The following is a 25238-nucleotide window of genomic DNA, read 5'->3' as shown; positions in this document are numbered from 1 at the left end:
AACGCAGGCCCGGCTCGACACCGCAGCCTTGCCTGCCGATGCGTTTCAGATTATTGGTTATAACCAGAATGTCAAGCTGCGATCGCGACCACGTGGACAGCGCTGGCGGAGGAGCAGACTATGGATGCCGTGCATATCGTTGCCGCGAAGCGGACTCCCATCGGCAAGCTGAACGGCGCGTTCGCCAGCCTTTCGGCGGCGGAGCTGGGGGCGCAGCTTATCCAGGCGATGCTGACGGCAACGCAGCTCGCGCCCGATGCCGTCAGCGAAGTGATCATGGGCCAGGTGCTGACCGGCGGCGCCGGGCAGAATCCGGCGCGACAGGCCGCGCTCAAGGCAGGCCTGCCGGTCAGCGTCCCCGCCATGACGGTCAACAAAGTCTGCGGCGCCGGCCAGAAGTCGATCCATCTCGCCGCGCAGGCCATTCGCTGCGGCGACGCCGATTGCGTGATCGCCGGCGGGCAGGATTCGATGACCTCGGCGCCGCATTTCATTCACGGCGCCCGCGCCGGCATCCGCATGGGCGACCGGACCGTCAAGGATTCGATGATCACCGACGGGCTGTGGGACGCCTTCCATCAGGTGCATATGGGCGTAACCGCCGAAGCGCTGGCGCAGCGCTACCAGATCACCCGCGAGGAACAGGACCGCTTCGCGCTGCGCTCGCAGGAGAAGGCGGACGCCGCCATCCGGGCTGGCAGGTTCGACGACGAGATTGCGCGGGTGTCGATCAAGGCCAGGCAAGGTGACCTTGTCGTCGAGCGTGACGAGCATCCCAATCCTTCCATCACCATGGAAGGCCTCCGCCGGCTGAGACCGGTCTTCGATGCGGCGGGAACGATCACGGCAGGCAGCTCGTCAGGCCTCAACGACGGGGCAGCGGCGGTGCTGGTGATGTCGGAGACGCGGATGAAGGAACTCGGCCTGACCCCCCTCGCCCGCATCGCGTCTTATGCTTGCGCCGGTGTCGAACCGATGGACATGGGCCTCGGACCGGTGGCGGCCTCGCGCCGCGCGCTCGACAAGGCCGGCTGGCGGGCGTCCGACCTCGACGTGATGGAGATCAACGAGGCCTTCGCCGCGCAGGCCATCGCGGTCAATCGTGAGATGGGCTGGGACGAGGACATTATCAACATTAACGGCGGCGCCATCGCGCTTGGACATCCGCTGGCCGGCTCCGGCTGCCGCATCGTGGTGACGCTACTGCACGAGATGGTCCGCCGCGACGCGAAAAAAGGATTGGCATCGCTCTGCATCGGCGGCGGACAAGGAGTGGCAATCTGCCTGGAGCGGTGAACCTGACACTCTGAGCAGTAATTGCCTGAGGGAATTGGGCAATGGGCTTGGCCACGACAGCTTTTGGTCAACGATAGAGCGCAAGAGTACGGCCAACATAGGCGTTGCCGCCGAAGCTCGTTGCCACATGCAGGGCAGCTTTCCCGGGGTGATCGCCCGAAACCTGCACCTCCGCTTCCCACCCGACGACAAGCAACGTAGTCTCGGGAGCTGAAACGGTCATCCGCGCTGCGACGGATGACCGCCCAGCGTCAGATTTCGGTCCGCTCTGCCAAGAGCAGTGCGTCCTCCACGTCGACGCCAAGATATCGGACAGTATTCTCAATCTTTGAGTGGCCGAGTGCGATCTGGATGGTGCGGATATTGCCCGTCGCCTTGTAGATCATCGAAGCCTTCGCGCCGAAGCGAATGAGTGCCGTACTCCTCTGGACGCAGACCGATCGTAGTCACCAATTCGTCACGAGACGGGCGTACTGCCTTGTCCTCATGTGGTGTGCGAGATCGACCCGGCTCGGGAAAGCATCGTCCTCGACCGTGCCACCACGCCGTTCCAGCCAATCCAGCAGGCTTGCTCTCGAGGTCCTGCCTCAAGCCATCCGGGATTTATGCGCTGGCCTGCTGCAGCCACCCGGTTCCTGACCGGATGGCTCGTCGCAAGGCGACGCGGACGTGTCTTAGGAACCGGAGACTTGAATAGGGGCCCCAGAGACCGGGTCGGCAACGCTCGCGAGAGCGGCAACCTTGTCGATCATTGCTAGAACCGCCTGCGGCTTGCTTTGATGCACCATATGTCCGGCATCCCGGACGATATCGACCAACGAGTGGTCTATCTCGGCGTGCAGCCGTAGCGCCTCGGCCTTGGCATCAAACAGCTGATCACCTGCGCCGGCAATTATCCCGACAGGAATGCCGATGTCGGCATATCGACGATTGGGGAACAGAGCCGACGCCAGCATCAGGAAGGATTCCGCAGAGATGGACCGCAGTTGCGAGGGGCGGCTCGCCAGCCCGCTTGTCGTTGCCGCGAAAAGGGTCGCGACCCTTGCCGGGTGGAATATCTTCTCCATCGCCCAGCGCCAGTTCAGCCTGACCAGCGAAGGCAGTATGGCGTGACGCAATACCGTCCCGATCAGCGGGACCGCCGGCAGCGCGGAGATGGCTAGCGCCAGCCTTGGCGGCGGATAGTGATAGCCAGCGACAACGACAACACCGGCGACGAATCGGGTGTGCCGACGTGCCATCTCGAGCGCCACGGCGGCTCCCCATGAATGCCCGACAACCACATAGCGCTCGACGCCGAGTTTTTCGGCCGCGGCCTGGATGAGATCGGCCTGGGCGCCGGCGGTCCAAAATCTGCCCACCGGGCGTGGGCTCAGGCCGAAACCGGGTCTGTCAAAGGCAAGCACACGATACTTGGCAGCGGCTTTGTCGAAGATGCCGCTTGTCGTGAAGTCCTCCGCCGAAGCGCCGTTGCCGTGCAGGAGCAGCAACGGTTGCCCGTCTCCCGCTTCCAGGAAATGCAGCTTGGTTCCGCGGAGGTGGATGAAACGCCCGAGCGGGCGTCCGGCCAATGCCCGTCTCGCGAGAAGATTGTTGTAGAGCGCCAGCCCAGCCGTTGCCGCTGAAAGCAACAGGAGCAGGTTCCGCTTGGACCTTGTTGTCACGAGAGCAGTCGCGTCGCTGCTCGCGATCAGGCCGACCCTTTCTGAGGCAGCTCGGTCTCTTCCTCGACCTGATCCCGCAGCGCCTGTCGTCCGGACTTTCGATCTTCAGCCCCAGGCGAGCGCTTTTGCCGTTCCAACTCGCGATCCACCGTCTTGCGCGATCCTTCCGCGGGGTCTTGCTCCGGCAATGTCTCTGTTTGCCGCTTCGCCTGATTATTGCTTGATTCCGACCCGACAGGATCGCTCTTTCCAGGGGACTTCATCATCGTATGCGTCTCTGTTCGTCGGAAGGGCTGCATGGCTGCCATGGACAAATCGGTGCCAAACCCTTGGCATCAGCCTTTGTTCCGCCGCTGCTGACCCTCACCGCAGGCCCTCGGCGTCGTCCGGCGCCTCGTGGTTGGGATCGGCAGCTTCCAAGGCATCGATAACCGGTGCCAGTGAATTCTCCTCATCGGAATTCGAGTCGGTCTTCGCATTTTCCGCGCCGGTTTTATCAAGCGCGCTTTGGATGGCTTCTTCGATGTTGCCGACCTCCTGCTCCCGCACTTCGCGACCGTAGCCGGCGGCGTCGGCGTCCTGCTCGAACTGCTGCGCCAGCATCGGAACGCTGACCGCGGTATCGGCGAGCAAATTACCGACATTCTCTTCCAGCCAGCTGCGCAGGAATTCCTTCGTCGCATTCATGGAGCATCTCCTCGCAGCGAGGATAACCGGACCGTGGCACTGAGGTTCCCGCTAATCCGAAACCGCGAGGAACGAACGGATCGATGGACGGTTGGGAACCCGAACATCCCGCGAAATTCCATGACTCGACGATGAACACGGTCAGCTTCTTCCTGGGTCGCCTGGAGACCGTGCGCCCAACGGACTTAACAAGTAAGCCTCCCCTGGCTTGGCGACGCGTGGGGAGGCACTACACCTCCCGCCGCCAGCCGCTTTTGCGGGAACCCGCATTGCCCTCAGCCGTTCGCACGCATGGCGACATTGCAGCTTCGAGAAGCGCTGACCAAGGTCGGCACGTTGACGTCCCGGCCAGCGGCATTTTTGATTCTGGGCGGTTATACTGTTTGTTGGCTTGTCCTTGAACGGGAAACGCTTGACTGGCACGGCGCGGCGACGCTGATCACGTGGGCAATGACGCTGCTTATCCAAAGGGCCGAGCATCGCGACACTCAAGCCCTCCAAGCGAAACTCGATGAGCTGATCAAGGCGAACGATGACGCTCGCAACGAGATCGCCGAAGTGGACGACAAAGAGCCGGAAGAAATCGAGGAAATGCGAGGCTCCGGCGAACGAAGCTGACAAACCGTCGAGCCGCGCGGGCACCCTGCCGAGCCCGCCCCCCCGGGCCGAAAGCAATTTCATCAACAAGATCAACGGTTGCAGTGGGCCCGGAGGGTGCTAAAGAAAATCAACGGGTTAGCGGATGGTTAGCCAACCCATACCCTTCGTATGATCTCGTATGGTCCGGCGAACTAAGGTAGCCGCTGTCGGCTCCTTGCCTGCCCGGAAGCTCAATTGTTCGTTCGATTTGGAGGATCTTATGAACGATCGGATGTTCGACAGCCCTGTTTTCGTAAAAAGTGGAAACAGCCTCATCAAGGCGAATTGCTGGCGAGAGGTTTTGGGCCTCGTCGAGGGCGGAACGTCGTCGGCGGGAACCTTTTTTTCCCCAATGGGTTAATCTGCTGTCGTTAACTTATGTTAGGAAGAGGCAGTGGCACGGAAGGTTGATGAAGTGCTCAGTCCGGAAGAGTTGTCTTCCGACACCACAAAAGTGGAGCGCGAAATAGCCGTGGCTTTGGATGCGTTGGCACACCAAGAAGCGCCTTCTCGAATGCTGGAACTGGCGCGAAAGCTGGACGCTGCGATCACGTTGCGTGCGCGCAAAGCCCGTCCGAATCGACGGCCAGTGACGACGTTCTGATCGCGCCGCCTCCGGAACAATCATGGCCGGAATTGTTCGCCTGTGAAACCTTCCATGGGCAATCGGATGAAGAGCTAATTCAAAGGCCGAGTTCCTGCAGCGCTGGTGGCGCCGAAATCTCTTACCTGGCACCGAGAGAGGGTGCCGGCTCGCGCATCCTCTCGGACAACCCGGGCCGTCCCCAAGCCAGCGGAGCAGAGGAAGGATCGGACGCTGTTCCAAGCTAGCTCACGCCACGGCATGCCTCGCTAAACCGGCTGGAACATTCGCCCATATTGCTCGTTCGGCAACATCATTTCAGCGAGCACAAGGGACACCGACAATGCCGAAGAAAGCTTCCCCGGCCGACGCTACGACCGTGGCTGAGATTCATGACCAGGAACTTGTCCGCGGCAATGGCGGCGAACTGCATCAGGTGGCCGAAGGCGAGGTCGAGGTGCAGACGACGGCGCTTGGTACGCCGATCGCGGATGACCACAACACGTTGAAGATCGGCGAACGTGGTCCCACGCTGATCGAGGATTTTCATTTCCGCGAAAAGATCTTCCACTTCGATCATGAGCGCATCCCCGAACGCGTGGTCCACGCGCGTGGCTACGGCGCCCATGGCTTCTTCGAGACGTATGAGTCACTCGCCCAGTATACGAAAGCCGATATCTTCCAGCGGGCCGGCGAAAAGACACCAGCCTTCGTTCGTTTCTCGACCGTCGCCGGCAGCAAAGGGTCTTTTGATCTGGCGCGGGATGTCCGGGGCTTCGCCGTGAAGCTCTACACCAAGGAGGGGAACTGGGATCTGGTCGGCAACAACATCCCGGTCTTCTTCATCCAGGATGCGGTCAGGTTTCCGGATATGGTCCATGCCGTGAAAGAGGAACCAGACAGGGCGTTCCCGCAGGCCCAATCCGCGCACGACAATTTCTGGGATTTTATCTCGCTGACTCCGGAATCGATGCACATGATCATGTGGATCATGTCCGACCGCGCCATTCCGCGGTCCTTCCGGTTCATGCAGGGCTTTGGCGTGCACACGTTCCGTCTGGTTAACGCCAAGGATGAATCGACCTTCGTGAAATTCATCTGGAAGCCGAAACTCGGCATGCAGTCGGTGGTCTGGAACGAGGCCGTGAAGATCAACGGCGCCGATCCCGATTTTCACCGTCGCGACCTCTGGAACGCCATCCGGTCCGGCGATTTTCCGGAATGGGAGCTCTGCGTGCAGCTCTTCGACCAGGATTTCGCCGAGAGTTTCGACTTCGATATCCTCGATCCGACCAAGATCATTCCAGAGGAGGTCATCGAGCCGCTGCCGGTCGGCCGCCTTGTTCTCGATCGCATGCCGGAGAATTTCTTCGCAGAAACCGAGCAGGTCGCCTTCATGACGCAGAACGTGCCGCCGGGCATCGATTTTTCCAACGATCCCCTGCTGCAGGGACGCAACTTCTCCTACCTCGATACGCAGCTCAAGCGTCTGGGCAGCCCCAACTTCACCCACCTTCCCATCAACGCGCCGAAATGCCCGTTCCATCATTTCCAGCAGGACGGCCACATGGCGATGCGCAACCCGGCTGGCCGCGCCAACTATCAGCCGAATTCCTGGGGCGAGGGGCCGCGCGAGGCGCCTGAGCGGGGCTTCCGCTCCTTTGCCGATGCGGAGGAGGGACAGAAGGTCCGGCTGCGGGCGGAGAGCTTCGCCGATCACTACAGCCAGGCCCGGCAATTCTTCCTCAGTCAGACCGAGCCTGAGCAGCGTCACATCGCGATGGCTTTGACGTTCGAACTGAGCAAGGTCGAGACGCCAGTCGTCCGCGAGCGAATGATCTCCCATCTGCTCAACATCGACGAGACGCTGGCGGTCACTGTCGCCGACAAGCTCGGCATCAAGACGATGCCTCCCGCGGCCGATGCCGCCGTGCCGACTCGCGATGATCTCGAGCCGTCACCCGCACTCAGTATCATCAATAACGGGCCGGACAGCTTCAAGGGCCGTAAGATGGGCGTGCTCGTCAGCGACGGCATCGATTCCGTCCTTCTGCAAGCGGTGCGGGATGCGGCGCACGCGGAGGGCGCCAAGGTGGAAATCGTGGCGCGCAAGGTGGGGGGTGTCGAGGCCGGGGATGGCAGCTGGATCGAAGCCAACCACATGATCGACGGCGGACCGTCGGTTCTCTTCGACGCGGTCGTGCTGCTCGTATCTGAGGAAGGCGCCGAGATGCTGTCCAGAGATGCTGCCGCAAAGGACTTCGTGTCTGACGCCTTCGCCCATCTGAAGTTCATCGGCTTCGTCGCGGAGGCCGGACCTCTGCTGGCAAGCGCCGGGGTAGCGACCGATGCGGACGAGGGGCTCATCGAGCTCAATGGCGGCGGTTCCGCGCGCTCGTTCGTCGAGGCTTGCCGCAGGTTGCGGCTATGGGCGAGGGAAGGTGCCGTGAAACTCTGACGTGTTCATCCGACCAATAGAAATACAGGACTTTGCCGGAACATTTCGAGCGCATGCCGGTTCGAGAGAAGATCGCCCTCCCTCCAGCGATCCGGGGTCCCATCAAGGCCCATGAGGGCCCGTTGCCGCATGCAGCATCGGGCCCTTCTTCGTCTGCGGATATTCGGTTGCGGCGAATCTCGCGAAACCGGGCGCGGCGGGAACAAGCGGGATGTCTTCCGGGTTCTTTCGAGAGAGGAAACCGTCGACAGGAGGCCGCAATGAGCGAGGCTATGACGACCTCAAATCACGAAGTGATCCGAGCATGGATCGAGGCGCGCGAGGGCAGGCCAGCCATCGTCGCGGCGCCGGGGAAGGCCGCGATGCTGCGGGTCGATTTCGGCGGAGGCGATGAAGATCTGAAGCCGATCGAATGGGAAGATTTCTTCAAAGTGCTGGACGACAACAACTTAATGTTCGTTCACCAGGACATGACCTCGGAGGGCAGCACCAGCCGCTTCAACAAATTCGTCCCGCGAGAGTAGCGATCCGGGAAGTGACGGACTTCGACAATTACTGAACTCCCGGCATTTTGCTGGCGTCCTGGAGATTCTTCGTGATGCCGGCGGCTGGCGAGGTATCCTGCGGCGCATTCCCGCCTTGGTTTTGTTCTGGTGTGCGTTTGACGGGCGCTGTTTGCCAGCCGGTGCCGACATAGACGAAGGCCGAGTAACAGAGCGCCATGATCATAATCAGCAGCAGCAGCGGCAAAAGCACCCGTTTCATGCCGAACTCCTGACGGGCTTTGCTGTTGCACCGCAGGCACCGACGACGCTCATGCTTCCCGCCGTCGCGCAGCCTCGCGCTCGACATCTTCAGCCGAATAATCGCCAGCAGCCGGGTCGAACGCTGCCCATCCGCCCGCCTGGTATTCACTACGGCGGTCGGCGATGTTGACTGACGCGGAGCTGCGGAGAACTTCCCGGGCTTCCGAGGCGAGGTCGTCCTCGACGCGAGCCGTCACCAGCGTGCCGCCGCGGCGGACGCCTTCGGCATAGACATGCGCGTCTTCCTCCGGCACGCCCGCATCCGTCAGGCTGCCGATGATGCCGCCGGCGGCGCCGCCCACAATCGCTCCGGCGACGGCGCCCGCGGCTGTTGCCGCCAGCCAGCCCGCCGCGACCACCGGCCCGACTCCCGGTATCGCCATGGCGCCCAGGCCTGTTGCCAGGCCGCCAGCGCCACCCACGACCGCGCCGATGCCGGCGCCGCTTGCGGCATCCTCGGAGGCTGGGGAATGCGTGTTCTGGTACCAGCCGCGGGCATTGTTGGCCATGATGCTGATGTCGGATGACGGGACGCCGATGGACTCCAGCGCGCCCACGGCGTCAGCGGCGTCGTCATACTCGTCAAACAGAGCGGTGATCGTTTGCATGTCGGTTCTCCTGTTTATTGTTGGCTGGCAAAGACGTTGCCCTGATAGTCGAGCGCAACGGCGGTGCCCTTGCCGTCCTTCGTCGCCTGACCGCGCCAGATGCCCTGTTCGTCCTTGGCGAGCGCCGAGACGTCCCCGTAGCCGGCATCCTCGATGCGCTTCTTCGCCTGCGCTTCGGTGAAGCTGTTCGCGCCGGGGACAGGAGCGGATGGTTTGGGCGTCGATGCCGATTTAACCGCCGGCATGCCCGCGCTGCCGCCGGCGATCTTCTCGATCATGTCCTGATGCATCTTCAGCGTCGGCAGCGTCTCCGCCGCGAAAGATTTGAGGGCGGGATTGTCTCCATCCTTGGCGTACGCCTCGAACAGGCCGACTGCGTCTGCATGCGCTTTGCGCTGCATCTCTACGTAAGGCTGGTCCAGTGAGGCCGTCGTGCTCTGCAATCGTTCCAGATCGCTCTTATGCTTGGCATCGGATTGCGCCGGTACCTGCAACTTCTGCTCGCCGGCGATCTTCTGCAGCTTGGCGTTCGCCGCGCCGTGATCGGTGATCATCCGCTTGGCGAAATTCTTGATCTGCTGATCCTTCGCGTTGTCCTGCGCGATTTTGCTCGAATCCACTTCGAACATCCCGCCGATGGCTGCCTTGTTGACGAAGGTCTGCGCGTCGTCGGCCGCGAAGGCCGGAAAGGCAAGCATCAACGCAGCGGCCGCCGATGGGATAAAGAATGTCCGCGTGCTCATGGGGCAAGGCTCCTTTGGTCTTGGTGGCACCGAACAACCGTTCTTGCCCTTTGTTCCCCAGGCGCCTCATTCCAGGCTCTGAAAATAGCCCGGCCGCGGCCGGGCGGATCGTGAGTTGGATCCGTTTGGTGTCGAAGTGGCTTGGACGGCAAGTTAGATGCTTCAGCCAACCCGTTGGGCTCTGCCTCCGCGAGCTGGAGGGCGCGGCGTGGGTTTGTACCCTCCATGATCTCGCGCCTTCTCGAACGCGAACGGTGCGCGGCCATGGCCAAGGCGCACGCGAGGGAATTCGAACGCATCAAGATGTATCGTTCGCACGCGCAATACGCGTCTTAGCCTGTCGCATCAAAGAGTCCAGCCCGACGCGGGATTTCGACACGCGAACTGCTTCTCGCGATTTCGAACGCGCCGCGATTTGAAGGCAAAATACTTTGGCAGCGCTCTCACCGATCTCGGAGAAAGCCGTCCATATCTCCGTAAACATGCAGCAGATGTCACGCCGCTGGGGCCTTGGGCGGTCGAATGGCTGCCTGCCACAAGTTCACAGGCTGGTGCGCAAGCGACCGGAAGCCACGATCTTCACCAGGTTCATCCCGGCGTGGAATCCGGGCAAAGGCCATGGTCAGTGGAATATGAGCCTCTGGCGGAGATGACGATCGCAAGGGCCGGCAAGGAGATGGTCGAACTTCTGCCCGAGCTTGCCATCCACATCCCGCCGGCGTGCCTGTTCGATAAACCGATCTATTCACCGTGGCTGAGCGGCGAACTTGCTCGCGTGCTTCAGTCCGAAGGCGTCGAGGAGGTCATCGTCAGCGGCGGCGAGGCCGACATGTGCGTTCTGGCGAACTTGCTCGGCTCTGTCGATCTCGACTATCGAACGATCTTGGCGGAGGACGCCATTTGCAGCACGTCCGATGAAGCCTATGAAAACATCCTGAAGCTCTTCACCAAGCGCTACTCCCACCATGTCGAGGTGGCGCCGGTAGACGCTATTCTTGGATACTGGCATTAGCCGCCTTGAGCGATGTTGGTACGGCCATTTTGACTGTCCTGATTGCTGAGTTCTCCGGGAATATCTAGGCAAAACCTCAGTTCGACCGGCGATGGCGCATGTCGCGTCCCCATGCGCCATCTCAGGCCTCAATTGTCTGATCGAGGCCCGCCCGCTCCCCTTTGCGGGCGGGCTTTGCCCGCTGAAGCCCCCAGCTTTGGATCAAGTCGGCGCTTCATCCGTCGAAAGGAACGAAAGCCAAATCCGGGAATTAGGTACAAGCATCTGAACATGATTTCCAGGAGGAAGAAATGGGACGAGGTATTCTGCTCTGGCTGCTCGGCGTTCCAATCCCGATCATCATTCTTTTGATGCTTTTCGCGCGTTAGGAGCCCGACGATGACCAATGCATTTTCCGGGGTCGATGAACCGGCCGCAATCGAAACGTCGAGCTCCGCGGTCAGTTGGGGTCCCATTGTGGCCGGCGCTTTTGCGGCCTCAACCTTTACAGTCGTCCTGATGCTCGTAGGGTCCGGGCTTGGCCTGACCATGATGTCGCCCTGGGGCAGCGCCTCCCTGACGACATTTGCGGTCTCGACCGCGATCTGGCTTGTCATCGTGCAATGGCTCTCATCCGCGCTGGGAGGCTATATTGCCGGGCGGCTTCGCACCAAATGGGTCAACGTCCACACCGACGAGGTGTATTTCCGTGATACGGCGCATGGCTTCCTCGCTTGGGCCTTGGCTACCTTGCTGGTGGCGACCGTCCTTGGTTCGGCGATCTCGGGGATTGTCGGCGCAGGCACCCAGGCCGCGACCGGCTTGTTGAGCGGCGCCGCCACCGGCGCGGCTTCGCGGGCCTCGGCGCAGTCGCCATCCGCCAATGACTTGGCCGGATACTTCGTCGACTCGTTGTTCCGGCCGGCCGACAACGCAGCCGCTGCCGCGCCTCCCGCGGCTGGCGCGCCCCAGAACAACGCGGACACCACGGCCCAGGCATCACGCATACTGGCGGTCGGCGCCGCGAACGGGGAAATGAGCGCGGACGACAAGGCTTATCTCGCCCGCCTGGTAGCATCGCGCACGGGTCTTCCACAGGCTGATGCGCTGAAGCGGGTCGACGACGTCTTGGCGCGGATCGAGGATGCCAAGAACAAGGCCAAGACGGCCGCCGATAAGGCTCGCAAGGCAAGCGCCACGACCGCGCTGATCGGAGCTTTGTCTCTGGTAATCGGCGCCTTCATCGCGGCCGTCGCCGGAGTGCTTGGTGGCCGCCAGAGAGATGAGGACGAGGCCCGCTTTTTGCGAAACGGCTGACGGATATCGCCGGGCCTGGAGCATTCCAGGAAAGTGTGAGCGGCTTTCCTCTCGGAATTGTTTTGAAACAAAGAATAGAAGGGCAATTCAGCCGCCGCCCGTGGTGCTACTGGCTGCCGATGGCCTCAAGCGGGATGACAGCCATGAAATTGAGACCGCTCGGAGCGATCCGCAAATCCACCGTCGCTCCGAGCTCGTAAGGCAAGGTGTGCTCCAGCACCTCCAGGCCGAAGCCGCGCCGCTCAGCGGGGCTGAAATCATGGGGACTGCTTTCTGTCCATGTGAAGCGGAGCGTGTCTTCTTCCAGCTGCCATTCGATGTCGATGCGGCCCGCGCGACTTGAAAGTGCTCCGTACTTCAGGGCATTCGTCGCCAGCTCGTGAATGGCCAGCCCCATTGTCTCGGCGGCCTTGGGCGCCAGAGCGACGGACGGACCTTTGATCATCAGGTTCTCGTCTTCCCGGCCACCTGCGGCGCGCAATTCTTCCGCGACGATCGACGCCAGATTGATGCCGATGGACGGGCGCCGCGTGATGGCTGCCTGCACACGGGCGAAAGCGTTGATGCGACCCTCCAGATGAGCCGCCGCCTCGTCCAGCGATTCGCTCTTTTCCATCGTACGCCGCACGATCGAACGGATGACCGCCAGCGTGTTGCGCGCATGATGCTGCAATTCAGCGAAGCGCGCCTGCTGCCGTTCCTCGGCTTCCCGCTGACGCGTGATGTCCTGGCCGACGCCACCGATATGGGCGACCTTTCCCGCTTCATCGCGCATCGGAAAATCGGCATCGCGCAGCCAGCGTATCTCGTTGTCGGCCGGCCGGCATATGCGGTATTCGAAGGTCGCGCGTTCGCCCTCGCGAATGCGCTCGATCTGGCCCAGCACATACTCGCGATCTTCGGGCACGATAAGCTCGATCCAGGTGGCGAAGTGGTTGCCGGCCAAGGCCTGTTCACGGCTCATCCCGTAAATGGCATCGAAGGCGGGCGTCAGGTATTCCCACTGCAGCGTCTCGGCGTTGCGGATCCACAATACGTCCGAGGCGGCCTCTCCGAAATCCTGCAGGTTCTCCTCGCCGTCACGCAGTCGGGCCTCGGCACGCGCATGCTCGCGCATGGCCGCGTTGACATTGGCCAGACCGCGTTCAAGCGGCTTGTCGGGCGGGCCCTTCGACATCACTCCTCATTAGCATCGAGATGCCTGCCTTCGCGATCGAGATGCAAATAGTTGGGATTGAAAAGCGCGACGTCCTGCAATGCCTGGAGATTGGGAATGGTGAGCGTCCTGTCCTTCAGCACAATGAGGTTCGAAGCGCGCAACTCCTGCAGCGTACGATTGACGTGAACCGTCGACATACCCAGCGTCTCGCCCAACTCCGTCTGCGTCAACGGGAATTCGCAACTGCTATTGCTTGTGCAGCCGGCAGCCTCCAGCCGGATGAACAACTCGCATAACAGATGCGCCATCCGCTCGAGCGCATCGCGCTGGCCGAGGTTGACCGTCCACTCGCGCTGGATGGCCGCCGCGACGAGCAATTCCCACCACAGTGCCTGAGTGATGCGCGGGTGCCGGATCATCATCTCGTCGAAAGCGGCGCGTGAAATTTCCGAGACTACGACCGGCGTGATGGCACCGATCGAGTGGTCCATTTCCTTGAGGATGAAGACGTTGAGATCGCACAGATCGCCGGGGAGGAAAAACGCAATGATCTGCCGGCGTCCGTCTTCGAGGGTCTTATAGCGGTAGGCCCAGCCCTCGTTGATCAGGTTGATGAATTCAGGTTTCTCGCCTTCATGGATAATGTCTTCTCGGGCGGAGAAGCGCCGGACACGTTGCGCCGCGATTTTGACCAGCATCTCCTTGTCGGCATGCGAAAGCCGCGTGAATTTCTCGAGCTTGCGGATCAGAGGTCGCCTCATCCTTATCCTCTTGTCCCGTGGTACACAGAATGATCCGGCGGCGACCTTACCTATGTTAATGTCCAGCATGGGCGCGGCGACTCGCCGTCGGGGGAGGCAGGCCAATGGATTAGAAGGTCGCCGGTGCTCGCGTGCTCGAGATGGAAGACAAGTATTTTTCTGGGCCAGGATATCACCAAAGCGCTCGCTGCGCTCGGTCTGGCTGTCATCGGTCCTGTCGCGACCAACTATGAAGCGATGGAAGCCTGCCATGATCGCGTCGACGCCGCCGTCCTCCCTCTGGACCTCGCCACCGTCGACTTTGCCGGCGGCTGCCGCTGGTTTTCGCCACCGGCTACGACGCGAAAGTCGCAGACCTGAGAAGCCTTACGATCCTATGGAACTGGCGCGTCACATACCGGAAATGACACGCCAGCCATTGCCGGCACCGCTGAAGGTTCGTCGCCGGATCAGATGCCCATCAAGTCGAAGCTCACGACATGGCCGTGCTTTACGGCCGATCGCGCGATCATGTTGCTCAATTGCGGGCTCTCGACCGAGCAATCCGGCATGACCGTCAAGATGGCACGCGTGGCCGCGGCCACGGACACCGGCGAGCGGTTCGAGGAACGCGTTTCCATGTAATGTTCGATGAGTTCGTTGAGCCGCACAGGATGATATTTGATCACGCCGCAACCTCCCTTAGCCGCGCTTTTGCTGTCTTGCAGTTGATAATTGCGCCCGGCCTCGCGGCCACGCATTAACCCATGAGAGGAAGGCGGAAATTCTTTGGAAGCTTCGGCGCGGCAAGGGTCCGATCAGGAGAAAGGGCCCGCCTCGCCTTGGGGGTAGAGTTAGGCGGGCCCTCCGGCTCTCTTTGGCTGCCGCCGTTTTGTCAAGCCAGGGCTGAGATTTATCCGAACCGGGAAAGAGTCGCTTTAACCTGCGTTATGTCGGGCACCGGCGCCGAGCGCAGATATCTTCAGCGTCACCGGCGGACCCGGTCGAAAGCCCGGGATCGCCCGCGATGCGTCCAGCCGAACAATAAGAAGGATAAAATGATCTCCGCTCCCAACGGCTCTGGTTTTTGCGATATCACGGCTGTAGCGCGTGAGCTCTCGCTGTCCGATCTGGCGGTGCCGATCGAGGACATCGTCCGGTCGCTTTACGAAAATCTCCACGAGGGCGAACCCTGCCCCCCGGCGTTGATCGAGGCCTTCAAGCAGGCGTTGCAGAACCCGGCACGCGAGGAAACCGACGCAAATGGTATCTGAAGATGCGCTGCCATTGAGATTTCGCGACGCTGAGCCATATTCCTTTCCGCTCCGACATGCGTCGACCAGTAATATCGTCATGCCAATATTGGAGCGGGAGGCTGGATTGCGGAAAGATGGCAAAGGGAGTCATCCGCCGCGTCAATTTGGCGGTCGCCAGGGGCAGCAAGAAGCGCTCCTAAGGGTGACACGGTGTTTGGAGGAGCACTGGCTGTGATGGGAGGATCTGATCTCGGCGGCCGCACTGTGCTGGTCGTGGAGGACGAATATTACATCGCCCTCGAGGCGGCGCGCGCGTTGCGCTGCGCCGGCGCCGAGGTCATCGGGCCATGTCCATCCGATCGGGCTGCAAGGGCTGAACTCGAAGAGCGGCGCCCCCATGCGGTTCTACTCGATATCAACCTCGGGCCCGGGCCGTCATTCAGCCTGGCCGATTCCCTCAAGGATATCCGTATCCCGTTCGTTTTCATCACCGGCTACGATCAGGAGGTGATCCCCGACCGGTTCGACGACATCGAGCGGCTGCAGAAGCCGGTGCAGCTCCGGCAAATCGTCGGCGCCATTTCCAAGGCGCTGGGAGACGCTCAAACGCAATAGCAGCCTGTTGCCGTTTTGCATGGCTGCCTAAGGTCGACAGCGGCTTTGGAGGGACGGCGACGGGTGCGCGCCTAGCGCTACCATGCGGGATTTACAAAGCGGGTTCGTGAGCGGCAACGCGGGGTGTCTGCCACTCTCATCGCCAGAGCTCTGACGAATGCAGCGGCGCCTGCATCGCAACCATGCCTGGATGGTGCGTTGGAGCTGATGATCGCCTGGCAGAGCGAATTTTTGTCGACAGGCGTCCTGGTGCTGTTGGCTATCTGGCTGAGAGCAAGCCAGTACATGCGCCACATGCGAAACGGGGTACTGACAGCCGGGGCACCACCGTTCGCCGTGATCGCCTGTCTGCCTGATGACTACGGGCTTATCGACTGAGTGGAACATGCGGCTTGCTTCGCTGTTCGGCGCTATGGATGAATTTCGCTCGCATAGCATTCAATTGTACCTGGAAGACCTTCTCCGGACACGCATGCGCGCGGAGCGTCTGATGGATGAAACCGGCTCGGCCATTGCCCAGGCCCAAATTCTGCTGCAGCAATCCCGCGTGCTGCTGGACAGGATCGAGAGAGACAGAAGCCTTTATCCGCTCTGGCGAAATGCTCAAGGCGCCGGGAGAGGGGCTCGCAGGCGAAAATAGCGGCCGACCTTAAGTCTGGTCGCCAAGGAAAATCCTTGCGTCTTTTGCGGCGGCGACGAAGGCCTGGCGTGCCACGCGTGGAGGCTTTCCGTCCCGCAACACCGACAAACATGCCCTGATTGCATGATGTCGCGCGCTGGAGTCCGGTTGCGGCCAAGTATGCAGAAGGATGTCGGCAGCATCCAGCACAGTGACCACCACCCGATCACGATCGACCCTGCCGGGCTGCACGATAACCGGTTTGCGAAAACGTTTGATGCGTTCTGTGCGCATGATCGTTTTGCCGCTGACGATTTCGCACAAAAAGAAGCGCGTAATTGCCGCCGCAATCAACAACCTATGTTAACGCAGTGCCGTCATTCATGGGGCAATGTTGATTTGGCCTTTGTGCCCTCACCTAGGCTGGGCCCGGCCCCGCATGTGTCACGGACAACATCGCGGGCCGGGCTTTGCCGGGTCCTCCCGGATGAAACGCCGATCCTCGTAGCGGTCGAGCAATCCGGATTGGATCGGATCGGCAAGGCTGCGAGACTTCATGTAGACATGTGCCAGCGTGCTTGACCCGTCCGCGACAGGATCGATCTCGATCAGAATGCGAAAGTTCCCCGGTTTGCCGATTGACTCAATGCTATCGAGCTTCGCCAGAACGCATTCATCGACGATATAAAGCTCGCCGCTGACATGAAGGCCGCTCCCGGGCTCATTGAACATCATCGGGGCGAAGCGTGGCCCTGCGATCAGCATCGGATATCGCTGTTTGGTACGGCACGGGCCGATAAATCGCGCGCCCGACAGGCCTTCATCGTGGAGCGGAAAGCCTCTTTTCAAAGTGCCGAACACGAACACGTTCTCGGCCAATGGTCGGCTGGACATCTCAATCGACGGGCTTTGACTGGCGGCGAAGCCTGTCGCGTTGGTCGAGATGCACCCGTTGGTTGTCTCCAGCAAGTAGCGAAGGCGGCCCAACGGCCGCCGCCCGTTCTCGCAGGTACTCGCGTGACGCTGCTTTGTTCATAGTATCGATTCGCGGGCGGCTCCGGACGGTTCCAGAGCCTCACAATCCGCCGCCGGATCGTCGGCGGCGGCAGTCCCTGAACTTAGAAGTCATGGCTATGTTCCGCGACGACCGCGGCGCAGTTCATTCCTTCACGTAGGCGCCGGACTGACGACCACTCCTCGGCGCCTTGGCGTCCTTGGAATGCTCCGCGACAGAGGGACCGGCCCCTGAACTCTTTTGCGTGGCCGGGCTGGGCGTGGTCTGGCGCGGCGGATTGCGGCCCTCCGACTGATGGGTCCTGTCCTCGACCTCGCCCTGTCGTCTGGTGAGACCCATGCCTTCGCGAGGCTTTTCATTCTCGGCAGCTTCCTGCGAAAATTGGTCGGCAGGATCCGGATCGCTATTAGCGGGATATTTTGTGGCGCCCGTCTCGCGGCGGTTCTGATTGTTCATGGCTGATCTCCATTTCTCATGGAGAAGTAACAATGGCGCGAAGGCGACGTTCCCGATCCAGCACGATACATGGCACCCAAGTTTTGACCGGACGGAACAAACGTCCAGGCAATCAATTAGACGCGGGCAGCGCCACCGGAGGAGCGAAAGGAGGCTCGTCATGGACGGGGAAGAACGCATTAGGCAACGCGCCCATGAAATCGGGGAGCGTGAAGGCCGCCCCGAGGGCCGCCAGCAGGAACACTGGGATCAAGCCGGCCAGGAGACGAGCCGGAAGGTTCGGAAGTCGAGCGCGGCCCGGTGGCGCCCGATCCCGCAGTTGGCGTCGGCTCCGACCCTGCCGCCAACGGGCCGGGCGGCTGAAGCACCTCGGCCTGCGGATGCGTCGTATCCTAAATGCACTTGGCATTCTGGTGATCGTTCTGGTCGCGCTATGGGTCTGGTTTGACCAAAACGGCGGACGCCCGCGCGGTGGCGCCCAGCAGCCATCGCCGCACGCTATCGACCAGAATGGCTGAGAGGATAGCTAACCTCACCGCGTCGCGGTGTCGCCGGGCTCATGCCGTCTGGCCTTGGCAGGCACCAGCCGGCCTGAGTTGGCGCGCAAACCTCTGAAGAACTCCTCCACATAGGGCAGCAGTTCGAACAGCACGATGACGATCATCACGGCGGCAATATATGTCACCGGCAGTTGCTGTTCTTTCCAGGTTAGATCGAGGCGAGCCTTTTCCGTTCCGGCGCCGAACAGAGCCAGGAATTGGTCCCAATGCAGCGCCACCACGATGACCAGACCCATCAGCGGGATCATTTCCAGGAAGCTGTGCACATGCTGCTCGATCGGGCTCACCGTGCGCGCGGTGGTCGCATAGCGAACGTCCCACAGCGCCGTCGCTTCGTGGACGAAGAAGGTGACGATCATCACGGCGATCACCAAGGCATTCACCTCCAGGAACATTGCCGCAAGCAGCGGGATTCCGACCTCGGCGAACATCAGCAAATGAATGAGCGATTCCTTCGCACCGGTCGTCGATTCGATGTGGGTGGCGCGATGGCAGAGCCAGTCGGCAAAGCCCGCAATCAGCCAGACCGGCAAGACGAAATACATTAGGATGAGCACCATCGGATCAGCTAGCACCGCGTGTCTCCCTATTCTCCGCGTCGCGCTCGAGCTTTGCAGCCTCGCGATCGAGCACGTTCGGCTCGTTGCCGTATTTCAGCATCAGCGCCAACACCACCCCGCTTGGAATTCTCGCTCTTTCCGGAAGGTCGCGGACGCATTCGGCATTTCGACCCCGTTGTCGTCCCTGGGAGCTTCGCCGTGCGACGTCATAGTCATGGTTCCCGGCCGACCTCACGCCGAACCGCAGGCCGGCGGAATGGTTCCATGCCTGTCGGATCCCGATCGAAGTGCGCGCAGTGAACGGCTGGAACGGTTCACACGTCGCCGCGTTCTACCAATTGGGTTCCCTGCGATCTCGTGGATATAAGCGCCGGGTATCGACCCGGCATGCCCCGCGACTGAGGTCTCACCACAATGAGAATATGAACTAAGGAGCTTCGTGTGCGAAACCTCAGGGGACTTCACCTCTTGATCGCGGAAGACGAGTGGCTGGTGGCCAGCGATCTGGCGACTTTCTTCGCTGACATGGGCGCTATCATCCTCGGACCGGCAGCGACAGTGGAGCAGGCCGGGCGACATGCAAAGGCGGCGGACGCAGCGATTCTGGATATCAATCTGCATGGCCGCCACGTTTTCCCGGTAGCGGATGAATTGATGCGGCGCAACGTGCCTTTCGTCTTCTTCAGCGGGTATGACGAGATCGCCATCCCCGAGCGTTTGCGTTTCGCGAGCAGCCTGAGCAAGTCGTCAAACCGTGCTGTCGTGGTCGATGCGCTGTTCCAGCCGGAGCCCTCTGCAGAGCCATTGACCTTCGCGCAGCCGGCGACCGCGGCGGAGGACGTCGTAGCGCTGCTCCCCAAACTCCGGCTCACCGCGCGTCTGCTGCTGGACGATGCCGGCGCTTCCGACCGCCTTGTCGAGCACACTTTGGAACAGGCGCTTGAAGATATCGACAAAAGGCCCGAAGGGTCGTCGATCGCCGACTGGCTGAACACCATCATGCGCAGGATGGCGCGGCTGCGCGGAGCTTGTCTGCTGCACTGATCTCAGACAGCCGAGCCGCCGGCGACCTGCGTTCGCCGGGCGACCAGCATTCTCAATGCGTCAGGCGGCTTCTGAGCCAGCCGAGAATCCGGTTGCCTTGTATGATCCGGCGGACCCGCGCGGCAGCCCAGCTGGCTTGCATCGTCGCGCCGGCATGGCAGCTGCACACGACGTCATGCAATTGCCAATCGGACAATTCGAAAAAGCGCTTCGCCTCGCCGTAGGTGTCGGACTGCAAGCCGGCCGCGCGCAGCAACGGATCATCGAACGCAACCGCGAGCGGCGATCCGTCCGCGCGCACGCGTTCGCGAACCTCGGGATCGACATATTCGGTGCCCGTTAGCGCGGACAGGCACCGAAGGGGATTGCGGTCCAGCAGTTCCGCCCACCGCTCGATCCGCTGCGTTCTCGTTGCAAGCGGAATCAATCCAAGCCGGTCGACGACTGCCACCGATTGAAGTTCATATGAGGTCTGATGCTTCATTGCTGTCTCCTGTGGTTTGAGGCCGATATCTGCACTGCGCGGCAGACCTGCCGGGCCGGAAGCCCGCGCCTGCGAGGGACAGGCGCGGGCCGATCAGGGTGTTGCCCACCGATCTTCGACAAACGCCTGGCGTGGCGTCTGAAGCGAACCCGAACTGCCAGTCCTCCGCTATGTTCCAGCCATCCTCGCGATGATGAGCCTGGGCCGGCAGCGAATGGAACTTCGTGCAGATTGCATGGTTGAACATCTGACCAGTCGTTTGAACCGCTGAACCGCGGTGGCGCCATCACTGCATCGAAGCGGTTCTCAGCCAAGCTTGGAGGCTTGTTGGCGAATGGCCCGTTCCAAAGGCCCATCGAACAACCACAATATCATCGTCATCGGGGCGTCGGCCGGCGGGATCGAGCCGCTGAAGCGGATTGTCAACGACCTGCCCGCCGATCTGCCGGCCGCCACGTTCGTCGTGGTGCATATCGGCCAGGTCAGCTACCTGCCGGAGATCCTAGACCGCGCGGGCACGCTCGAAACGCAGCCGGCCAGGAACGGTGAAGAGTTCAGGACTGGCTGCATCTATGTGGCGCCACCCGGCTTCCACCTTCTCCTTCACGATGGCCATATGATGCTGCGGCGCGGCCCGCGCGAGAACCTTGCCCGGCCGGCCATCGACCCCTTGTTCCGCTCGGCGGCGCTGAGCTACGGTGCGAGTGTCATCGGGGTTCTGCTTTCGGGTTCGCTTTCCGACGGCACCGCCGGGTTAAGGGCCATCAAGTCCGTCGGCGGGCTGGCTGTCGTCCAGCACCCCAAGGACACGCTGGTGCCGGGGATGATTGAAAGCGCGCTGCGCTATGTCGACGTCGACCACTGCCTGCCCGCTGCCGAGCTCGGCCCTTTGCTGGCAAAGCTTGCGGTCGAGCCGCCCGGAGAATCCTTTCCTCCCCCGCCTGTGGTTAGATTGGAAGCGGCCATTGCCGCGCAGGAGCATTCGACGATGCAAGAAGCGGATCGACTTGGCGAATTGTCAGTGTTTACATGCCCGGAATGTCACGGGCCGTTGTGGGAGATCGAAGACGGTGACATGCTGCGCTATCGGTGTCATACCGGGCATGCCTTCACCACCGACGCGGTGATGGAGGTGCAGGCGGTGGAGGCCGACGATATCCTGTGGAGCCTGCTCCGCTCGCATCAGCAGCGGGCGGCGTTTGCCAAGCGAATGGCAGAGCGGGAGCGGGCGAAGCTCCGCTCCGAACTCGCCGCCGAAATGGGCAGGCGGGCGAAGGAATATGAGGCGGATGCCGCTGTGATCGAACGCATCCTCGAAAGCAGGCGGGTTCAGGTAAGGGGCAATGGCGAAGTCAGCGCGGAAGGCAAGTACTCACAAGGCAAGGGTTAGTTCGCGCGACGATGAAAAACAGCCGGCGTCCTTCCCCATTGTCGGCATCGGCGCATCGGCGGGTGGGATCGCGGCATTGCGGAGCTTTTTTCCCGAGGTGCCCGCCGACAGCGGCTTCGCCTACGTGGTCATCCAGCATCTCGACGCCGAGCATGAAAGTGCACTTGCCAGCATCCTCCAGCGCTCAACCGCGATCGCAACGCAAACAGTTGCCGAAAGCGTAGAGATCAAAGCCGATAACATCTATGTGATCCCGCCAGGTGTTTCGGTGAGGATTGAAGAGCGGCGCTTTCACTTGGTCAAGATCGCGGCCGAGCGCGACAAACGGGCGCCGATCGATGATTTCTTCACCTCGCTTGCGCAGGAGCAGGCCGAGAACGCCGCCGGAATCATTCTTTCCGGAACCGGCAGCGACGGCACCGTCGGCCTGAGGGCTATCAAGGAGCGCGGCGGACTGACCCTTGCGCAGGAGAGCGCCGAATATGACGGGATGATGCGCAGCGCCGTCCAGAGCGGCCTGGTCGACATGGTGCTTCCCGCGGAGGAGATGGCCGGCAAGCTGGTCAGCTATTTCACTCACGCGAGCCGCACCGAAACCGAGCGGGATCGACGCAAGCGCGAAGTGACCGAACAGCTTTCGCGCATCGTCGCCCTGCTTCGCTCGCGCACAGGCCATGATTTCAGCGGCTATAAGGACAACACCATTTTGCGGCGCATCCAGCGCCGCATGCAGGTGCTGCAGATCGACGATCCTACCGTCTTCTATGAGCGGCTACGCGAGGACCCGCAGCAGGTCGATCTTTTGTTCCAGGACCTGTTGATCGGCGTCACCAGCTTCTTCCGGGACCCGCAGGCTTTCGAAGCTCTCGAACGTGTGGTCATTCCCCGGCTGCTCGAGAGCCGCAAGCCTGGCGAGACGATCAGGGTATGGGTGCCGGGCTGCGCCACCGGCGAGGAAGCCTATTCGATCGCCATGCTCTTGAAGGAAAACGCGCCGCGCGGCGCCGCCTCGCCCAACTTACAGATCTTCGCCACCGACATCGACGAGCGCGCGCTGGAAGTGGCGCGCGCCGGTCGCTACTCGGCGACGATCGCGCCGGACGTTGCGCCGAAGCGGCTGAAGGAGTTCTTCTCGCGCGAGGACGGTACGTACCGCATTTCCGCCGACTTGCGGGAGATCTGCCTTTTTTCGGCGCACAATCTCTTGCGAGATCCGCCCTTTTCCAAGCTCGACCTGATCGCGTGCCGCAACCTTTTGATCTATATGGGCCCGGAACTGCAGGAAAAGATCGTCCCGATCTTTCACTACGCATTGCGCAACAACGGCTATCTCCTTCTCGGTTCCTCGGAGAACGTCACGCGCCATCCACAGCTGTTCTCGACGGTAGATAAGACAAACCGCATCTTCCAGAGGCGCAACGGGGCCACCACACATCGGTTGCCGGAATTCCCGCTCGCTGCCGCGGCGAGATCGACGGATCCAAGTGCGCGCCGGCGGGTAACGACCGAAACCCTGCAGGAAATCGCGGAGCGTTTGCTCGTCGAGCGCTATTCGCCGGCATATGTGATCGTGAATGCTGCCGGCGAAATGATGCACAGCTCAGGCGGCACGGGCAAATATCTGGAGCTCGCTTCCGGCGCCCCCAGCCACAGCGTCTTTTCCATGGCGCGTCGCGGGTTGCGCATGGATCTGAGGGCCGCGCTCCACAAGGCCGTAAGCACCGGACAGGTGGCAGTCCAGAATAAGATCAGCATCGGCACCAATGGCGGGCGTCAGACGATCAGCCTGGCTGTACAGCCGCTGCCGGGCGATGGTTCTTCCGACCCCCTCTATATGCTGGTCTTCCGGGATGTCGGCGGGATCAAGCCTGAAGCCGAGGACGACGCCATCCACATAACCGACGATGTTGAAAGCGCCAATGTCAGCCAGCTCGAAAGGGAGCTGAGGGAAACCAAGGAGCGTCTGCAGATCACGACGGAGGAACTCGAATCCTCCAACGAGGAGCTGAAATCCTCGAACGAGGAGCTTTCCTCGATCAACGAGGAGTTGCAGTCGTCCAACGAGGAACTGGAGACCTCGAAAGAGGAGCTCCAGTCGATCAACGAGGAGTTGCACACCGTCAATGCCGAGCTCAGTCTGCGCGTCGACGAGCTCACCCGCGCCAACAACGATGTGGCGAACCTGCTCGAAAGCACGCAGATCGCCACCGTCTTCCTCGACCGCGACCTCTGCATCAAGAACTTCACACCGACCGCGCGCGACCTGTTCCGGCTGGTGGAAAGCGATGTCGGACGGCCGCTGGCGCATGTCCGTCCACGCTTCCCGGCCGACGGCCTGCAGGCCGACATGGAACAGGTGCTGCAAAGGCTTGGCACGATCGAGCGGCAGATCGAGGGCATAGACAACGGCAAGAGCTATATCATGAGGGTGCTGCCCTACCGGACAGTCGACAACATCATAGCGGGCGTCGTCGTCACCTTCGTCGACATTACCCAGATCACGCAGGCCGAGAAAACGATCGGCGCACTCTCGCACGACCTGCGCAACCGCGTCGAAAGCCTCGGAACCCTGCTCGACCTCGTGCCGATCGGCATCTTCATCGCCGAGGATGACGCTGGCGTGCAGATCCGCGCCAACCGGCGCGCGGCGGAGCTGTTGGGTCGGCCCGCTGCCGGCACCAAGCTGATATCCGTGCCCGCAATCCTGCCGCTGACGCTCAATGGAACCAAGGTAGGCACCGACGACCAGCCACTGCTCAAGACAATGCGCACCGGCAGGGCAATTCCCGGCTATGAAGCGAGGGTCCAGCATGAAGACGGCACCGCAATCGACGTCATGATGTCGGCCAACCCGCTGTTCGACGAAAAGGGCAAGGTCCGCGGCGCCATCGCGGCGCTGGTCGACATATCCAGCCACAAGGAGGCCGAGCGCAGCCAGGAAAGGCTGCTGCACGAATTGCAGCACCGCGTGAAGAATATCCTGGCCACGATCACCGCGCTGACATCTCGCATGGTTCGCACATCCAGTTCGATGGGCGATTTTTCCACGTCCTTCCAGCAGCGGCTGCAGGCAATGGGTCGAACGCACGACGTGCTGTCTTCCTACAACTGGACAGATGCCGATCTCGAGCAGTTGCTGCGGGCAGTGCTGTCGCCTTACAGCAGCAAGCTGCGCCAGAATATCATCATCCTGGGAAGCCCTTTGCAGCTTGGCGCGAGCGCGGCCGCGACACTCGGCATGGTGTTCTTCGAGCTTGCCAGCAATGCCGCGAAATACGGGGCCCTATCGACAGAGGACGGTCGCGTCGAAGTAGCCTGGAACACCGACAAACCGGGCATTCTGTCGATCCGCTGGAGGGAAATCGACGGACCTGTCGTCGAAGAGCCGCCAAGGCGGAATTTCGGAACGAGCTTCATCCAGCAGAGTTTGGAGTACGAGCTGGGAGGGAAGGTCGATCTAAGGTTCGAACGCTCCGGACTTGAATGCGACATAGAAATTCCACTGGCGTCAGGCAAAGGTCGCTGACATTTGCCGCTGAGCGATGAGG

The 25238-nt window shown here is 61.5% G+C and carries 29 protein-coding genes and 1 pseudogene; 15 read left to right on the top strand and 15 right to left on the bottom strand.

What is annotated here, in order from left to right; translation table 11 throughout:
* Positions 1–120: 120 nt before the first annotated feature.
* Positions 121–1296 carry an acetyl-CoA C-acetyltransferase gene (locus tag FJ417_RS21365; RefSeq protein ID WP_140784809.1) on the top strand — a complete coding sequence of 392 codons (1176 nt, stop codon included), beginning with the start codon at positions 121–123 and terminating at the stop codon, positions 1294–1296.
* A gap of 251 nt (positions 1297–1547) precedes the next feature.
* Here the strand turns inward: FJ417_RS21365 and FJ417_RS33375 are convergent.
* From FJ417_RS33375 to FJ417_RS21350, 4 genes and pseudogenes are all read right to left on the bottom strand, one after another.
* A pseudogene (locus FJ417_RS33375) lies at positions 1548–1874 on the bottom strand (tyrosine-type recombinase/integrase); the annotation flags it as partial.
* A gap of 96 nt (positions 1875–1970) precedes the next feature.
* Positions 1971–2927, bottom strand: a complete 957-nt coding sequence (locus FJ417_RS21360; protein ID WP_246687506.1) for an alpha/beta hydrolase — start codon at positions 2925–2927, stop codon at positions 1971–1973.
* A gap of 59 nt (positions 2928–2986) precedes the next feature.
* A complete protein-coding gene (locus tag FJ417_RS21355) occupies positions 2987–3268 on the bottom strand; it encodes a hypothetical protein (protein ID WP_140646323.1) in 282 nt (93 codons plus the stop codon).
* 55 nt (positions 3269–3323) lie between these two features.
* A complete protein-coding gene (locus tag FJ417_RS21350; protein WP_140711011.1) occupies positions 3324–3647 on the bottom strand; it encodes a DUF768 domain-containing protein in 324 nt (107 codons plus the stop codon).
* Between the two features lie 291 nt (positions 3648–3938).
* On the opposite strand from FJ417_RS21350, the gene FJ417_RS21345 reads away from it, so the two are divergent.
* The 4 genes from FJ417_RS21345 to FJ417_RS21330 all read left to right on the top strand — a co-directional run bounded on the left by FJ417_RS21345 (position 3939) and on the right by FJ417_RS21330 (position 7851).
* On the top strand, positions 3939–4265 hold the full coding sequence (locus FJ417_RS21345; protein ID WP_140711010.1) for a low affinity iron permease family protein: 327 nt from the start codon (positions 3939–3941) through the stop codon (positions 4263–4265).
* 415 nt (positions 4266–4680) lie between these two features.
* Positions 4681–4890 (top strand): hypothetical protein, encoded by a 210-nt coding sequence (locus FJ417_RS21340; protein WP_140784807.1) that lies wholly within the window; start codon positions 4681–4683, stop codon positions 4888–4890.
* Positions 4891–5212: 322 nt separating this feature from the next.
* Positions 5213–7327: a catalase gene (locus tag FJ417_RS21335; protein WP_140784806.1), complete on the top strand. Its 2115-nt coding sequence runs from the start codon at positions 5213–5215 to the stop codon at positions 7325–7327.
* A gap of 260 nt (positions 7328–7587) precedes the next feature.
* Positions 7588–7851: a hypothetical protein gene (locus FJ417_RS21330; protein WP_140784805.1), complete on the top strand. Its 264-nt coding sequence runs from the start codon at positions 7588–7590 to the stop codon at positions 7849–7851.
* A 28-nt stretch (positions 7852–7879) separates the two neighbouring features.
* On the opposite strand, the gene FJ417_RS21325 is transcribed toward FJ417_RS21330, so the two are convergent.
* From FJ417_RS21325 to FJ417_RS21315, 3 genes are read right to left on the bottom strand one after another with little or no spacing between them, the layout of a single operon-like run.
* Positions 7880–8092, bottom strand: coding sequence for a hypothetical protein (locus tag FJ417_RS21325; RefSeq protein ID WP_140784804.1), 213 nt, complete (start codon positions 8090–8092; stop codon positions 7880–7882).
* A gap of 49 nt (positions 8093–8141) precedes the next feature.
* Positions 8142–8741 (bottom strand): hypothetical protein, encoded by a 600-nt coding sequence (locus tag FJ417_RS21320; protein WP_140784803.1) that lies wholly within the window; start codon positions 8739–8741, stop codon positions 8142–8144.
* A gap of 14 nt (positions 8742–8755) precedes the next feature.
* Positions 8756–9484: a DUF4142 domain-containing protein gene (locus tag FJ417_RS21315; RefSeq protein ID WP_140646331.1), complete on the bottom strand. Its 729-nt coding sequence runs from the start codon at positions 9482–9484 to the stop codon at positions 8756–8758.
* Between the two features lie 415 nt (positions 9485–9899).
* Between FJ417_RS21315 and FJ417_RS21310 the strand changes: the two genes are divergently transcribed.
* Positions 9900–10496 (top strand): isochorismatase family cysteine hydrolase, encoded by a 597-nt coding sequence (locus FJ417_RS21310; RefSeq protein WP_181166806.1) that lies wholly within the window; start codon positions 9900–9902, stop codon positions 10494–10496.
* 378 nt (positions 10497–10874) lie between these two features.
* Positions 10875–11792 (top strand): hypothetical protein, encoded by a 918-nt coding sequence (locus FJ417_RS21305; protein WP_140784801.1) that lies wholly within the window; start codon positions 10875–10877, stop codon positions 11790–11792.
* A gap of 106 nt (positions 11793–11898) precedes the next feature.
* Here FJ417_RS21305 and FJ417_RS21300 read toward each other — a convergent pair whose 3' ends face one another.
* From FJ417_RS21300 to FJ417_RS21290, 3 genes are all read right to left on the bottom strand, one after another.
* Positions 11899–12909, bottom strand: a complete 1011-nt coding sequence (locus tag FJ417_RS21300; protein ID WP_181166807.1) for an HWE histidine kinase domain-containing protein — start codon at positions 12907–12909, stop codon at positions 11899–11901.
* 59 nt (positions 12910–12968) lie between these two features.
* Positions 12969–13712, bottom strand: a complete 744-nt coding sequence (locus tag FJ417_RS21295; RefSeq protein ID WP_140654302.1) for a Crp/Fnr family transcriptional regulator — start codon at positions 13710–13712, stop codon at positions 12969–12971.
* 449 nt (positions 13713–14161) lie between these two features.
* Positions 14162–14380 carry a hypothetical protein gene (locus tag FJ417_RS21290; RefSeq protein ID WP_140710575.1) on the bottom strand — a complete coding sequence of 73 codons (219 nt, stop codon included), beginning with the start codon at positions 14378–14380 and terminating at the stop codon, positions 14162–14164.
* A gap of 369 nt (positions 14381–14749) precedes the next feature.
* On the opposite strand from FJ417_RS21290, the gene FJ417_RS21285 reads away from it, so the two are divergent.
* From FJ417_RS21285 to FJ417_RS21270, 4 genes are all read left to right on the top strand, one after another.
* Entirely contained in the window at positions 14750–14965 is a 216-nt protein-coding gene (locus FJ417_RS21285; protein WP_140784799.1) for a hypothetical protein, read from the top strand.
* Positions 14966–15181: 216 nt separating this feature from the next.
* The gene (locus FJ417_RS21280) at positions 15182–15562 is read left to right on the top strand and encodes a response regulator (RefSeq protein ID WP_140784798.1); all 381 of its coding nucleotides are present in this window, start codon (positions 15182–15184) and stop codon (positions 15560–15562) included.
* Between the two features lie 198 nt (positions 15563–15760).
* Positions 15761–15940, top strand: coding sequence for a hypothetical protein (locus tag FJ417_RS21275; protein WP_140784797.1), 180 nt, complete (start codon positions 15761–15763; stop codon positions 15938–15940).
* Positions 15941–15947: 7 nt separating this feature from the next.
* Positions 15948–16202, top strand: a complete 255-nt coding sequence (locus FJ417_RS21270) for a hypothetical protein (protein WP_140654187.1) — start codon at positions 15948–15950, stop codon at positions 16200–16202.
* A 9-nt stretch (positions 16203–16211) separates the two neighbouring features.
* Here the strand turns inward: FJ417_RS21270 and FJ417_RS21265 are convergent, their stop codons facing one another.
* From FJ417_RS21265 to FJ417_RS21255, 3 genes are all read right to left on the bottom strand, one after another.
* Positions 16212–16535, bottom strand: coding sequence for a DUF982 domain-containing protein (locus FJ417_RS21265; RefSeq protein ID WP_246682873.1), 324 nt, complete (start codon positions 16533–16535; stop codon positions 16212–16214).
* 90 nt (positions 16536–16625) lie between these two features.
* Positions 16626–17150 (bottom strand): gamma-glutamylcyclotransferase family protein, encoded by a 525-nt coding sequence (locus FJ417_RS21260; protein ID WP_246687505.1) that lies wholly within the window; start codon positions 17148–17150, stop codon positions 16626–16628.
* A gap of 190 nt (positions 17151–17340) precedes the next feature.
* Entirely contained in the window at positions 17341–17652 is a 312-nt protein-coding gene (locus FJ417_RS21255) for a hypothetical protein (protein WP_140654189.1), read from the bottom strand.
* Between FJ417_RS21255 and FJ417_RS33935 the strand changes: the two genes are divergently transcribed.
* Positions 17651–18100, top strand: a complete 450-nt coding sequence (locus tag FJ417_RS33935) for a DUF2934 domain-containing protein (protein ID WP_348639943.1) — start codon at positions 17651–17653, stop codon at positions 18098–18100. The genes FJ417_RS21255 and FJ417_RS33935 overlap by 2 nt on opposite strands.
* 84 nt (positions 18101–18184) lie before the next feature.
* Here the strand turns inward: FJ417_RS33935 and FJ417_RS21245 are convergent, their stop codons facing one another.
* On the bottom strand, positions 18185–18787 hold the full coding sequence (locus tag FJ417_RS21245; protein ID WP_140646340.1) for a diguanylate cyclase: 603 nt from the start codon (positions 18785–18787) through the stop codon (positions 18185–18187).
* A 453-nt stretch (positions 18788–19240) separates the two neighbouring features.
* Between FJ417_RS21245 and FJ417_RS21240 the strand changes: the two genes are divergently transcribed.
* On the top strand, positions 19241–19816 hold the full coding sequence (locus FJ417_RS21240; protein WP_226892159.1) for a response regulator: 576 nt from the start codon (positions 19241–19243) through the stop codon (positions 19814–19816).
* A gap of 52 nt (positions 19817–19868) precedes the next feature.
* On the opposite strand, the gene FJ417_RS21235 is transcribed toward FJ417_RS21240, so the two are convergent.
* Complete coding sequence (locus tag FJ417_RS21235; protein ID WP_140784796.1) at positions 19869–20300, bottom strand: hypothetical protein; 432 nt, start codon at positions 20298–20300, stop codon at positions 19869–19871.
* A 334-nt stretch (positions 20301–20634) separates the two neighbouring features.
* Between FJ417_RS21235 and FJ417_RS21230 the strand changes: the two genes are divergently transcribed.
* Entirely contained in the window at positions 20635–21690 is a 1056-nt protein-coding gene (locus FJ417_RS21230) for a chemotaxis protein CheB (protein WP_140646343.1), read from the top strand.
* A complete protein-coding gene (locus tag FJ417_RS21225; protein ID WP_140784795.1) occupies positions 21644–25216 on the top strand; it encodes a CheR family methyltransferase in 3573 nt (1190 codons plus the stop codon). Before FJ417_RS21230 ends, FJ417_RS21225 begins: the two co-directional genes overlap by 47 nt.
* Positions 25217–25238 lie beyond the last annotated feature (22 nt).

The organism is Mesorhizobium sp. B3-1-7, from assembly GCF_006439385.1.
In the GTDB taxonomy this organism is placed as follows: Bacteria; Pseudomonadota; Alphaproteobacteria; order Rhizobiales; family Rhizobiaceae; genus Mesorhizobium.
Note: the sequence above shows the minus strand (reverse complement) of the source record. Positions and strands in the feature narration are given on the sequence as shown.